Raw genomic sequence first — 13,495 nt, forward strand, 5'->3', positions numbered from 1 at the left:
CTATATAAGTTAGTATTTACATTTACCGTAGTCCGCATAAACCCCTAAGCGTTAAAATATAAGCAAACCTTTTGTCCGTTAACATTAATTATATCAAATGGGATCTCATAGATAGACTCCATCGTTTTTCTCTCTACAACCTCGCTGACTTTACCAGACGCAAATACTTCACCATTTTTCATTGCAACAATATTATCGGAATACACTGAGGCAAAGTTAATGTCGTGGATCACGATAACAACTGCTTTATTAAGATTATGTGCTAAGTTTCTTAACGTGCGCATAATTTCTACTGAATGTTTAATATCAAGATTATTAAGTGGCTCATCCAAAAACACATAATCGGTATCTTGAGCTACGACCATTGCAATAAATGCCATTTGACGTTGACCACCACTTAGTTCATCAAGATATTTCCCCTCGATATCCGTAATTCCTAGGCGAGCAATTGAGTCAGTAATAATACATTTATCCTCAGCCGTTAGTTTGCCTTGTGAATGTGGGAACCTACCAAAAGATACTAACTCTCTGACAGTGAAACGCATATTGATATTATTTGATTGTCTTAGAACAGCTAACTTCTTTGCTAATGCTTTACTATCCCATTGCGCTAATAACTTATCTTCAATTAAGACTTCACCTGCATCGCTTTTAGTTAATCTACTCGCCATTGATAACAAAGTGCTTTTGCCGGCGCCATTCGGACCTATGATCGACGTCACTTCACTACATGGAAATAATGCGTCAGCATTCTTAACAACGAACGTTTTACCATATTGTTTACTTAGTCCAGATAGTTTAATCATATTACGCCTTTTAATTTATTTTATTTTTCAGTAGTAACCATAAGAAGTAGCTACCACCGGCAAAGTTAATAATGACACTAATCGTCGTTTGAAAAGTTAGTACTTTTTCTACCAACCACTGACCAGTTACTAAAAGAAAAACGGCTAGTAAACTGCTGGCAATAATAAGAAAACGATGCTGAAATTTGTTGAACAACTCTCGCGTTAAACTCACGGTAATTAGGCCAAAGAATAGCACCGGACCGACTAACGCTGTTGATATAGCAATCATTACAGTAATCACTATCATTATCTGCTGAGTGAGTTTTTTGGTATCAATACCTAAGCTTCTCGCATTATCTTCACCGAGCCATAGTACATCGAGTTGCTTGGAAAAATGCATTAATATGAATAAACATATCGTTAATGGAATAGTGCTCCAATAAACTAAATCAGCATTTATATTATTAAAGCTTGCAAACATTTTACGTTGAATTACAGTAAATTCATTAGGGTCTACGAGCATGGTTAAAAAGCCAGTTACACTATTGAATAAACTCCCACAAACAATTCCAATTAATAATAGTGTGAAAATATTACTATGTTGACGATTGAAGTAAAAACGAAACAAAAATAGGGAAAACCCAATCATAATAAGAATACAAAGCAAAAAGTTGTTTGTAACATTAACAACCCAAAAACTTGTGCTGCCAAAGATAACCACTAGCAGCACTTGTACCATTAAATACAAACTATCAAAACCCAAGATAGAGGGCGTTAGAATGCGGTTATTAGTCACTGTTTGAAAAACCAAAGAAGATGCTGATATTGCTACTGCGGCAAAAATAATCGCTAATACTTTAGGTAAACGTAATGATAAGAAAAACTCATAGTTTTCATGTGTCAATCCTTGCCCAACAAACCAAACAATGATCATAACGGTTACTATAAAAAGCGTGCCTAACTTTAGATTTTCAGCCATTAACTTTGTCTCTTAGTATTAGATAGATAAACAAAATACCGCCAAATACACTGATAATCATCGCAATAGGCATTTCGTGAGGAAAGATGATTAAGCGACTTAAAATGTCGCAAGCTAATACTAAAACAATGCCCCAATAGGCTGTCCACGGTAAGATTTTTTTCATATTATCACCCATAAATAAGGCAACAATATTAGGGATAATTAGACCTAGAAATGGAATAACACCAACAATCATAACCACGGTAGATGTTGCTAGAGCAATGAGGATAACGCCTATTAGTACTATTTTTTGGTAATCTAGGCCAATATTTTTAGCAAAACTCTCTCCAACACTTGCTGCACTAAAGTGGCTTGCGTAATAGTAAGCAAGCACGCATGCTGGGATTGCCAGATATAGAATTTCGTAGTTTCCTTGCAGAACACTAGCAAAATTAGCAATTGTCCAAGATGACATAGTCTGAACCAGATCATACTTATAAGCTACAAACGTGGTTAAAGCGGATATGACATTGCCATACATAATGCCAACTAAAGGCACCAGCATAGTATTTTTGAATTGTATACGCTGGAGTATACGGACAAATATTAAAGTGCCTACCACTGCGAAGGTAAAGATAAACCCCAAATGTTCCCATTGTGTTGCATGCTGCAACCAAATAAGACTCAGTATGTAGCCCAATAATGCACACTCAATCGTGCCGGTTGTAGAAGGAGATGCAAAGCGGTTTTGCATAATTTGCTGCATAACTAGACCAGCAATACTTAACCCCGCGCCAGCCAGGATAATAGCAATTAAGCGCGGAATTCGACTGACAATATAAATTGAAGAAGCGTGTTCATTACCTTTAACAACGTCAAAAACACTTATGTCTGCAGCACCCACTAATAGCGATATAGACGCTAAGCTCAATATGCCTAAACAGGCACACATTCTTTTTATATTTTCCATTAACTTCATCAATAATGCGTTGAATTTTAATACACAACCGTAAATAAATTTGGCATTTAATTACAAGGTGAACTAAATACCTTTTTAACATCTTCAATCATCATCTGGGTGGCGGTGATACCACCGGCGGTAATGTACCAAGCATTAGAATTAATAAAAATTAGCTTGCAGTTTTGTGATGCTGGTGTCGAATATACTAGTGGGTTATCGAATAGAATTTTTGCTTTGCCTGAACTTTTACCGATAGCTTGCTGGCGATCCATTACAAACATTACTTGTGGTTTTGCATCTGCTATATACTCAAACGAAACTAAATTACCATGATGCCCTTTAATTGGTGCAATATTGTTACTACTCGCTTCAGCAAAGCCAAACTCATCGAAAATAAGTGAAAAACGGCTACCTTTATTAAACATGGCGACACTATTACCGTTATTCATTAACGCAAGTGCTTTTAGCGGTATATTTTTATTGTGGTGGGCGACAGAGTCAATTTTAACTTGTGTCTGAGTGATAAAAGCTTCAATTTCGTTTTGCTTACTAAATAAGCTACCTAGCATACGCCAGTTCTTCTTTGTATCAGACCAATATTGAGCACTGTCTACATAAAACATTACCGTAGGTGCAATCTGGTTTAACTTATCATGTAAAGTTAACATCCGGTTTTCAGCAATAATTACATCTGGCTTTAATGTAAAAATAGTTTCGAAGTTTGGTTCAGCAACTGTTCCTGTATTTTCAGTACTTAAACGATACTTTTGTAAATGCTCTGGCAACAAAGAGTGAGGCGTCCCTACAGGGGTAATACCTAAGTTGTCGAGGACATCTAAACTCCCATTACCTAAAACTACAACGCGTTTAGGAACGCTTTTAAATATATTCGTCCCTTTCAAATGTTTTACAATAATATCTTGTGCAGATAGTGGAAATGTAAACAGTAAACTAAACACTATGAGGAACTTACATAATTGCATATTTTTCTCTATCGATTTATTTGCTGAGTAATTCTGAGTACTTGTGCCTGCGTGCAATCTCTCAGCATATCAAACGCTTTAACTGCTGTTTCTGTACCTAATACAAACGGGTGTGGTTGACCGAGTTTACGAGTTTTTATTAGAGATAATTTTTTAACTGAACCGTCAGTCCTTGGATGATTTGACATAAAAATATCAACCTCTTGTGTTTTAGCAATTTTACCAAATCTAGCTGCTGCATCACTGTAAGCTTGAATCCGCTGTTTATCTGGTCCGTAATTTAGTCCTGTACCGCCCCACAAAGCGACCATATGTTTTTTACCGTTGTCATATACAGGAAAAATCAATGAAATAGTACCAGGCGTATGACCCGGTGTTTCATAAATTTGTACTTTGGTATCGCCTAGGGTCACTATGTCACCGTCTTTTACGGTAATATCACGTTTTGGCATTGCTCCCCAGCGAGGACTAAACACAGTTAACTGATTGTTTTCCATACGAGTCCATGCAGTATCACTCATCACAACTTGTGTTAAATATTTATCAACGAAATATCCTTGGCCACCATAATGATCCCCATGCTCATGACCAATAATTAAAAACTTTGTATCTGCAGGGGTCAAACCCAGTTCCAGCATGCCCTTTTCAATAAACGTTTTAGCTTGCTCGTTGGTATTAAGTGCATCGATTAAAATAAGTCCTTTACTCGTTTCAAGAACCCAACTTGACACGCCACTTGTCCCAACAAAATAAAGATTATCAAAAACTTTCACTGGCCCTATAGGCTGTCGTTGTATGTTTCTGTTAGGTTTACTTCGCTGTTCGGAGTTATCCGACACTGAACGTTTGCGGTTAGACAAATCACGAATTGGAGAGTCAATATCACACAGTTTTGTGAGCCCTGGAAACAATTCTGCATGTTGCATCCCTTTTTGCGACAAACCTTTAGCCGTTAAATCAGTTGCACTTGTATTGAAACTAGCGCCAGACATGACAACTAATAGAGTCGTTACTATTGGTATTATAATTTTCATGTTTCACACTCTTCGTTAAAAATTGGTTTCAACCGATAACCATAAGCGACGGCCGTCTTCTTTATAACCGTATTCTTCAGTGGTAATTTCTTTATCAAATAAATTGTATATGCCACTAGAGAACGTGAACATATTGTTTACTTTCCAGTTAACACCGAAATCTATGTAGGTTAACGATTTTGCTATGGTAGAACGCGAACCAAGGGTAATTGGTTGGCTATCTTTACCGCGGTAGGTTACTTTTGCCCATGTATTTATAACATTACTTAATTGCCAATTAATACCAGCATTAGCTAAATGCATTGGCACTTGCGTTAGTGGTTGACCTTTATTTTCACCAGACTTTTGTTCTGAATCGTTATAAGTGTATGCAGCATTAACAGATAATAACTCGGTTATGTCTGTCGAAATTGACGCTTCGACTCCTGAAACAATAGCTTTATCAAGATTTTCATATTGACGAGCTCCTTCTTGCGCACACCTTTCAATAGGGCAACTGGCTAAGTTGTTCTTATCGTCAAAGTCATTGTAAAATAATGTAATTTGTGCGACTAAGTTATCTTCACCAGTGTAGTAAACACCCACTTCATTATTTAGAGAAGTTTCTGGGGTTAATTCTGGATTCCCATAAATATCACCGCCACGGCTTTCTTGAATCCACTCTGGTGTCATTGCTCTGATTTTAGGAGCGCTGTACCCAGTTGATATACCACCCTTTAACGTCCAGTTATTGCTCAATGACCAAACGCCATATACACGATAACTAGCGTATGAATCAAAAATTTCATTATTATCTAAACGAAGGCCCAAGGTAATCGATAAATCATCATTAGTTTGCCACTCGTTATCTGCAAATAAAGCCCATTGATAGTTAGAAATCTCAGTTGTGTCATTTACATTACTTGCATCTTTTAATTTCTCAGATTCATAGGATAAGCCAGCAATCACATTATTTTGTTCAAATACCGTTGACCACTGTGAGTTAAATACTAAATTATCCAGCGTAATAACACGACCTACATTCTCAACGGTTTCTTTTTGGATAAAACTAGTACCTGCACCCCAGTCATAACTCCCAATATGAGATAATGAAAAGGATTCTCGATTATTATTTGTTTCAGAAGCTGCAAGAGCTGAATCAGCTGATTTACCCTCAGATGTGATACGTTTCTGATCTTGCTTGGCATAGTCTAGGGTAATACGGTCTGACTTTGTTGGTGTAAAGTGAAGTTCTGCGCGGTAGTTTTCCATTTCTTTAGCGCCATAACCATTAATTATTTCGTCTTCTTTACGCTCCTGTATAAGTCCTGTGAACGATGCAGATAGCATATCCTGTATCACTGGCATTGCCATGTAAACTTGTGCTTGTGAATGATTACCAGCATCACTATCCTCTTGAATCGTTGACTCTAAACGAATACTTCCTTGGAATTTATCAAAATCTTTTCGAGTTATAATGTTAATTACGCCACCAATTGCACCTGAACCGTACAGCGTCGCCATAGGGCCTCTTATCACTTCAATTCGTTCAATAGCATCTAATGGCGGTAACCAATCTTGTTCCCAGCCCGCACCACTTCCACTTGGCTGTGTTTCACGTCCTGATTGTTTTTTCCCATCAATTAAAATTGCCGTATATTGACCATTCATCCCTCTCAATGAGACATCCTCACTAGCGCCACCGCGAGTAAGAGTAACACCGGGAATGTCTCGTAATGCATCAGTAAGATCTTTATAAAAACCTTTTTCAATATCAGCACGATCAAGTACGCTAATAGACGCTGCAGCTCGTGACAGAAGTTGCTCTCTACCAGCGGCTGTGACCACAATAACTTCAGTGTCGTTTTCATTAATTTTCGTGACAGACGTTTGTTCGGCAAATGCCGGCGCAGATGAAAAAGCTGAAAGGGTAAATACAGCGTAAGAAATAAAGCTTAGAGAAAAAGAGTTATACTGCATTGAATAATGAAAACCTGATAAAAATGATAATGGTTCGTATTTAAGAGGTTATTTAGGAAATATGCAAGTGTTAAACTATTCACAATTGACATGGTCATTATGCACAAACTGCAAACAGTCTAGAGTCTGTACCTTTGTGCAACTAAGAATAGCCTTGAGAGCACTCCCTAGGGGCGATTTACTTTTTGTTGCCACCATGGATGATGGTAAGGGGCGTGAACAGGACGCACAAGCTTTGCTCGGTTTTGACTTAGCCCACTAGGTTACAAACCTCTTGGGGCGATTAAATCGCGCCAAGTTTGAACAAATTATCATCCGCAAAGGTCAACAGACCCCAGTATTAAAATTATTTCTTAGAATAAAATAAATTAGATTTAAGCAAATACTACTTTGTTTTCGTAGAGAGTTTTAAAAATATCACGTACCCATTCGCACATAGGATCGTCATGAAAGCGCTTATGCCAATATAAATAAACATTGGTAAAATCGAGCTGAATTTTTTCTGGTACTTCTCTCATAACTAATCGCGTATCTTTACAGGCTGATTCAGCAAACGGTGTAGGCAGATGAAAAATAATATCAGTTTCTGCAGCAATGTTTGGTGCACTGTTAAAGTTTGATAATTGAAGTGGTACTTTTAACTTATTTTTGCTATTTGCTAGCCCAAGGGCCTTGAACTTGTTTTCAAATGAGATTGATTTTTCACCCTGTAATGAAATTTGCCCAAAATGGCACTTGGCTAACTGTTCGGCAGTAAACTCTTCTTTGGCAAGCGGGTGAGATTTATTCATCAATAATCGAAAATCGCGCTTTGCGACTATCATTTGATAAATATTTTGTTCCGCTTTAGGAGGTAGATGTGAAGATAATACAAAATGTACATCACCACTTACAAGTGCTTCAAAGTGTCTCTTTGGGGTCGTATCTATACTAACCACAAGATTTGGGGCTTGTCGCCGTGTTTGTGCAATAACCTTTGGCATTAAAGCATCAATTTGAGGCTGCAAACCATAGAATTTAACAGTACTATCAACCGTTTTAGGATCAAATACTTGTTTATGCACTAGACGTTCTAGGCTCTCAATAACATAATTTAGATCCTGCTTAATTGATTCTGCTTTTGGCGTGAGCTCATAACCAAAGTTGGAGCGAACTAAAAGCTCATCCTCAAAAAATACTCGCATTTTTTGCAATGCTCGACTTATTGTCGATTGGCTTATATTAAGAGACAGCGCTGTATTTGAAATATGTTTTTCAATTAATAATTGTTTGAGAATAATTAAGGCGTTTAAATCGATATTCGTTAAGTTCATATTCACCATACACTAAAAGGTTCAAAGGTCGCCGCTCACTTAAAGTAGATTGTAATCGTTAGCTATAAAGTATGTAGACGATAGCGTTAATTATGAAGCCAATCAAAACAAAAAGTAACAGGAGCACTCCTTATAAAAAATCTTTCATATATTAAAGTTAATTTTTCGCAAATCTACGTAAAAAGTTTAATCCTCTGGCCCTGTTAAGGTAAACACTAAATGCTTGCGCATATCTTTTAAAATCACGCCTTTTTTAAGCATGGCGCCGCTTAAGCGTTTTTGCCACTTTAATAAGTCTGGCTCTGCCTCTGCAAGCGCTTGTTGATTTTCAAATTGAAAACACATCAGTAAAGAACCTGGAAATAAATGATATTCCACATCAAACCAGCATTGCAGCATACCAGGGAGCTCAGCACGGCCTTGTTCTTCTATTTTATCAGCAACACTGAGGACGAGTGCTTGTTGTTTTACTTGCACAGCAGATAGTTTTTTCATGTGGGAATCCAATTTAGAGGCTAAAAATACAGCCGGAATAATGCATTATACTCAAGCTTTTAGGTAGGCAACAACGTTAACTACGCTTTAAGTTTAATAGCACACTACGAGGGCTGAATCTGGTTTAATTTAATTAAATGATACAGTTAGTTTGAATACACTATTTATCAAGGGAAATCATGAACCATATAGTTATTATTTTTATATTGTCAGGATGCTCTGAAGAGCAAGTTTCTGAGAAAAAATTAAAACCTGTTTCTGTCATAGAGTTAAATAAAGCTAAATCGTTTGATAGTCGTATTTTGTCTGGTGTTATCCAACCTGCTAACACAGCAACTTTAATGTTTGCGGTTAGCGGAAAGGTCGAAGACGTTTTTTTGAAGTTGGCGAGGCTTTTGAAAAAGGTAAGCCGTTAGCCAAGCTGGAACAAACAAAGTATTTATTGGCAGTGCAAGAGGGCGAAGGGCAGGTATCTAATGCGAAGGCTATGCTGCTAAATGTTAAGCAAAATTTTGAACGCAAAGCATCTCTTTAAGACGTTTACGACCTATATTAATGTCTACTTGTACAACAATAATAGGCTTAATGCCGCTCATTTTATCTAAAAATGTTTTGTTTTATGGTCAAGCAAGTACTATTGCGTTTGGTCTTGCAATGGGAACAATTTTAACATTAGGGTTTGTTCCGGTTGTGTATACTTTTTTCTTTAAAATAAAGCCGGTTAAAGCAGATAAGCAACAAACCCAGCGTGAGTCAGAGCAGGCTTAATACGAAGGGCTGATAATAGTTTTAGCCACTAAATAGGCCTGTTTTACTCATGCTTTAATTGTTTAGATAAAAACAAGTTAGTAACGTCTGCGACTTTGATTAACGACTCTTTATCAGCATGACTCCAAGTTACCTTTGAGCCCACACTTTCACAACAAATAACACCTAACGGTTTGTTATCAATTATATAAATGTAATCAAGTAAAGAATAAATATCGAAAGGCTTAAAATAAGAGCTAGTAAATTGTTTAGTTGCTTCGTTATTTCTGGCATCAGAAGCGTCGAGTACTTGGTTAGCTAAAATATAGTCGAAATAAGCAGGGGAGTTTTCTGTGTATAGAGCAGTTCCACTTAACACGTCATTATTTTCATCAAGACAAATTAAGCAATTTAATGCACTGTATTCTTTATTAAATAACCAAAGGCTCACTCGATTAGCATTGGGGATAAGCGCTTTTAACTCTTTGCATATTTGCTTTAGCTTCCGGTCGCTAGAAACATTAGGATCGCTAATTTTTACTGCTAAGTTTTTTAGGTTGAGGTTCTTAGGATTATAAACATTGAGTAAGCTATTGATCTTAGCTTTATCAAACGGTTTAGTTAAGTAGCCATCCATACCAATATCTAAATAATGCTCAATGTCTTGTTTTAGGGTATTTGCTGTCATAGCTATAATCGGAACGGTTTTACCTGTAGGAAGCGCTCTAATAGCTTGCGTAGCTTTTATGCCATCCATTTCAGGCATTTGTATATCCATGAAAATTAAGTCTACCGAGTGCTCTTTGAAGTACTTAATGCATTCTTTACCGTCCTCTGCGATAATTAAATTAGCATTATGTGCTTTGAGCATTTTAACAATAATAAGCTGATTTATTTTATTATCTTCGGCAATTAAAACAGTACTACCATGAAGGTTTGTTATATCAGTGCACTGCTTCGAGGTTGGTGGCAATAAAGCAATCTCAAAGCTTTGCTCATAGGTAAACGTGGAGCCCTTATCTATTTTGCTGGTAAAGCTAAGGTGCCCCTGCATTAACTCACTTAAACGAGCGCAAATTGATAAGCCTAAACCTGTGCCTCCATATTTCCTTGAGGTTGATGAGTCGGCCTGATGAAATTCTTTAAATAAATGCTCTTGAACAGTCTCATTAATACCAAGGCCTGTATCAATAACTTCAAAGGTGAGTACTTGTGTTTGCAATGTACTATTTTTAACACTTATCTTCAGCTCTACTTGGCCAAAGTTGGTAAATTTAATCGCATTTGAGCACAGGTTATTTAAAATTTGCGAAACCCGAAGTGGATCGCCTTTTAAATTGGCTGCTATTTCAGAATCTACAGATGTAGTTAGTTTTATGCCTTTAGCATCTGCTTGTTTTAATAGGGGGTTGACTACGTTGTTGATGACTTCGGTGAGATTGAAGTTGATATGCTCAATCTCTAATTTACCAGCTTCAATTTTAGAAAAATCTAAAATATCATTTACAATATTTGATAAGTAATATGTTGATTTTAAAATGCTTTTTAAGGCATTGTTTTTTTCTTTTATAGTGGTTTCTGATATTCCAAACTCAGCTAAATTTAAAATTCCATGTAATGGGGTTCTCAGTTCGTGAGTCATATTTGCTAAAAATTTACTTTTTGAGTTATTGGCAATATCAGCTTTATTTTTGAACCTCTCTAGTTCTTTATTGTGTTTTTCTTGTTTTTCTAACGCCGTAACTAGCTTTTTATTATTAAGCCGAAGCTCTAATTGCGTAATAACCTCTTTGCTCAAAACCGTGAGTGCATTTATTTGTTTGCTTGAAAGCTTTTTTGGTTTATCACTAATAACACATAGCGTACCTATGGCATTGCCTCTTGGTGTTATAAGCGGTGCCCCTGCATAAAAGCAAATATTTGGGTCGTTTGTAACCAAGGGATTATCGTGAAAGCGGGTGTCAGTAAGTGCATTTTGAACTTCGAATACTTTGTTTTCTAAAATTGCGTGAGAACAAAACGAGATATCTCGTGCGGTTTCGGCTACATCAATACCATGCTTTGACTTAAACCATTGCCTGTTCGGATCAACAAGGCTTATCAGTGAAATGGGCGTTTCGCAAATATCAGATGCAAGCTGGGTTAAATCGTCAAAAGATTTTTCAGCTTCAGTGTCTAAAATGTCATACTCATATAAGTCTTTTAGCCGTGATAGTTCATCTGCAGGTGTTGACGCTTTTATCATTATTTAACCTTGTTTTTGTTATGCTTAACAATGAGTAATCAAATAAAAATAATAACGCATTGGCTAGTATAAAATGAAAAAATACGCGTTTAATGTCAATTTGCTTAAAGTGTATTTTTACTTACGAATTCATCTGCTGTTGAAAATTTAAGCTAAATTATTGTGCTTAAGTATTTAGCTTATATGACCTTTTAAATTTTTACGAATTGATTTAAAACAATCCGTCTTATAGCGGGTCAATCAACAATTTTATTTCGACCACTATTTTTTGCCTCGTATAAATAGTCATCAACGTATTTTAAGCTGCTTTGTAGGCTAATTGTGCCATTGTGGGTAAGCAGTCCAATACTGACAGTAAAGCTAATATTTTTATTACGATAGTAAACTTTATGTTCATTCACTGCGTTTTTAATACGCTCAGCGGCTTGCTTAGCTTCGGCTTTGTTTGTGTTAGGCATAATAATTAAAAACTCTTCACCGCCAAGGCGAAATACGGCGTCATTTTTTCTGATGAGGCCATGTAAAATATTAGCGAGTTCTTTTAAACCCTTATCTCCAGCTTCGTGGCCGTAGTTATCATTTATGGCTTTAAAGTGATCTATATCGAGCATTAATAATGAAATATAGGTATTTTCATCTTGTGTTTTTAATAGCTCATCGGTAAGAAACCTGTATAAGGTTCGCCTATTTAAACAGCCTGTAAGTGGGTCTACATTAGCTTGTTTTTCTAACTCTTTGTTAAGTGTAAATAGCTCTTGAGTGCGCGCCTGTATTCGTTGCTCTAAACTAGTATTAAGGGCTATGAGTTTGTGTTCTATGTTTATTTCTTTGCTTACATCGTTTTGCACCGCGAAGTAATAAGCGATTTTTCCATCTCTATAAATCGGCGATATTGCCAACTCATTCCAATAGGGTTCCCTACTTTTGGTGTAGTTTAAAATTCGGGTGCTTATAGGCAGCCCTTTTTTAAGGTGAGTTTTAAGTTTAGCTATCGTTTTTAAATCAGTATTTTCACCTTGTAAAATAGAGCCGAGCTTTTTGCCTTCGACCTCAAAAAGGCTATACCCCGTCATTTTTTCGAATGACCCATTAACCCAAATAACATGCTTATTTTTATCGGCAATGACCATTCCTACCGTAGTTTCTTTGAGTGCGGTAACTAAAAAGTCTCGTTCAAGGGCTATTGTTTCACTTCCTGTTATATCCTGAAAAATGCCGTATAGCTTAGTAATTTCACCATTTTTATTTCTTGATACATTACCGCTTGATATCACCGTGCGTTCTTGTTGGTCGTCATCTACAACACGTAATTTTATACAACGCCATTCTTGCCCCGTTAAAAGCGCATTTTCGACAGCGCTAGCTATTTTGGGCTTATCATCTACATGATAAAAGTTTATTGCAGTATCTAACTGTGGTGTGTAGCGACTAGGGGAAACACCATGGATAGTGTAAATTTCATCGGTCCAAAATAATTGGTTGTTATTACAGTCGAGCTGCCAATAACCTACTTTTAAAACTTCGCCTGCGTTTTCTATGATGGTTTGTAATTCGTTATTACTAATAACAGAGGACACTTGGGCAAAATGCTGGTTAAAAACTAAAACCATATATTGGTGTTGGTTTTGATCCACATTATGTAAGCAGCAATTTAGTTTAATAGAGCAATCGATTGCGAATGTGAGCTCAATATTAAATTGGTCTAACTCATTATGTTGCGATTTTAGTGCGAGAATTTGTTGTAATAGTGTTTTGCTTTCAGTTGTACAACAGGCATACAGGCTTTCAATGGTTGGCATGTTTTTGGTTGTAATATTTAGCTCTGACCACCCATCTGAGAGATAACTGAGCTGATGATGGTTATCAAATACCATTAAAAGAAAGTTGCATTTTTCTAGCAGTGCAATATTTATGTCTTTAATATCCATAAGCTCCCTACATACTGAAAAGTAGTACAACGATAAGCTGAGTATAGACCCACTCATAAAGTTTAACAGTATGGAAATGGT

General features: G+C 36.6%; 11 protein-coding genes and 1 pseudogene. 2 read left to right on the plus strand and 10 right to left on the minus strand.

The window, feature by feature from the left end; genetic code table 11:
• Positions 1–44: 44 nt before the first annotated feature.
• From KG708_RS14235 to KG708_RS14270, 8 genes are all read right to left on the minus strand, one after another.
• Positions 45–806, minus strand: a complete 762-nt coding sequence (locus KG708_RS14235; protein ID WP_213610811.1) for an ATP-binding cassette domain-containing protein — start codon at positions 804–806, stop codon at positions 45–47.
• A gap of 10 nt (positions 807–816) precedes the next feature.
• Complete coding sequence (locus KG708_RS14240; protein ID WP_213610813.1) at positions 817–1,767, minus strand: iron chelate uptake ABC transporter family permease subunit; 951 nt, start codon at positions 1,765–1,767, stop codon at positions 817–819.
• Entirely contained in the window at positions 1,760–2,719 is a 960-nt protein-coding gene (locus KG708_RS14245) for an iron chelate uptake ABC transporter family permease subunit (protein WP_301003436.1), read from the minus strand. The genes KG708_RS14240 and KG708_RS14245 overlap by 8 nt, the downstream gene beginning before the upstream one ends.
• A 56-nt stretch (positions 2,720–2,775) precedes the next feature.
• The gene (locus KG708_RS14250; RefSeq protein WP_213610815.1) at positions 2,776–3,693 is read right to left on the minus strand and encodes an ABC transporter substrate-binding protein; all 918 of its coding nucleotides are present in this window, start codon (positions 3,691–3,693) and stop codon (positions 2,776–2,778) included.
• 8 nt (positions 3,694–3,701) lie between these two features.
• Entirely contained in the window at positions 3,702–4,727 is a 1,026-nt protein-coding gene (locus KG708_RS14255; RefSeq protein WP_213610817.1) for an MBL fold metallo-hydrolase, read from the minus strand.
• 15 nt (positions 4,728–4,742) lie between these two features.
• Positions 4,743–6,686 (minus strand): TonB-dependent receptor, encoded by a 1,944-nt coding sequence (locus KG708_RS14260; RefSeq protein ID WP_213610819.1) that lies wholly within the window; start codon positions 6,684–6,686, stop codon positions 4,743–4,745.
• Between the two features lie 374 nt (positions 6,687–7,060).
• Positions 7,061–7,999: a LysR family transcriptional regulator gene (locus KG708_RS14265; protein WP_213610821.1), complete on the minus strand. Its 939-nt coding sequence runs from the start codon at positions 7,997–7,999 to the stop codon at positions 7,061–7,063.
• Between the two features lie 186 nt (positions 8,000–8,185).
• On the minus strand, positions 8,186–8,494 hold the full coding sequence (locus KG708_RS14270) for a hypothetical protein (RefSeq protein ID WP_213610823.1): 309 nt from the start codon (positions 8,492–8,494) through the stop codon (positions 8,186–8,188).
• Positions 8,495–8,673: 179 nt separating this feature from the next.
• Between KG708_RS14270 and KG708_RS14275 the strand changes: the two genes are divergently transcribed.
• Positions 8,674–8,910: a hypothetical protein gene (locus KG708_RS14275; RefSeq protein ID WP_301003437.1), complete on the plus strand. Its 237-nt coding sequence runs from the start codon at positions 8,674–8,676 to the stop codon at positions 8,908–8,910.
• A gap of 112 nt (positions 8,911–9,022) precedes the next feature.
• A pseudogene (locus KG708_RS14280) lies at positions 9,023–9,262 on the plus strand (efflux RND transporter permease subunit); the annotation flags it as partial.
• Between the two features lie 43 nt (positions 9,263–9,305).
• Here KG708_RS14280 and KG708_RS14285 read toward each other — a convergent pair.
• Positions 9,306–11,486: a response regulator gene (locus KG708_RS14285; RefSeq protein WP_213610825.1), complete on the minus strand. Its 2,181-nt coding sequence runs from the start codon at positions 11,484–11,486 to the stop codon at positions 9,306–9,308.
• 236 nt (positions 11,487–11,722) lie between these two features.
• Positions 11,723–13,414, minus strand: a complete 1,692-nt coding sequence (locus KG708_RS14290) for a sensor domain-containing diguanylate cyclase (RefSeq protein ID WP_213610827.1) — start codon at positions 13,412–13,414, stop codon at positions 11,723–11,725.
• Positions 13,415–13,495 lie beyond the last annotated feature (81 nt).

This window comes from Pseudoalteromonas sp. (assembly GCF_018402495.1).
GTDB lineage: Bacteria > Pseudomonadota > Gammaproteobacteria > Enterobacterales > Alteromonadaceae > Pseudoalteromonas.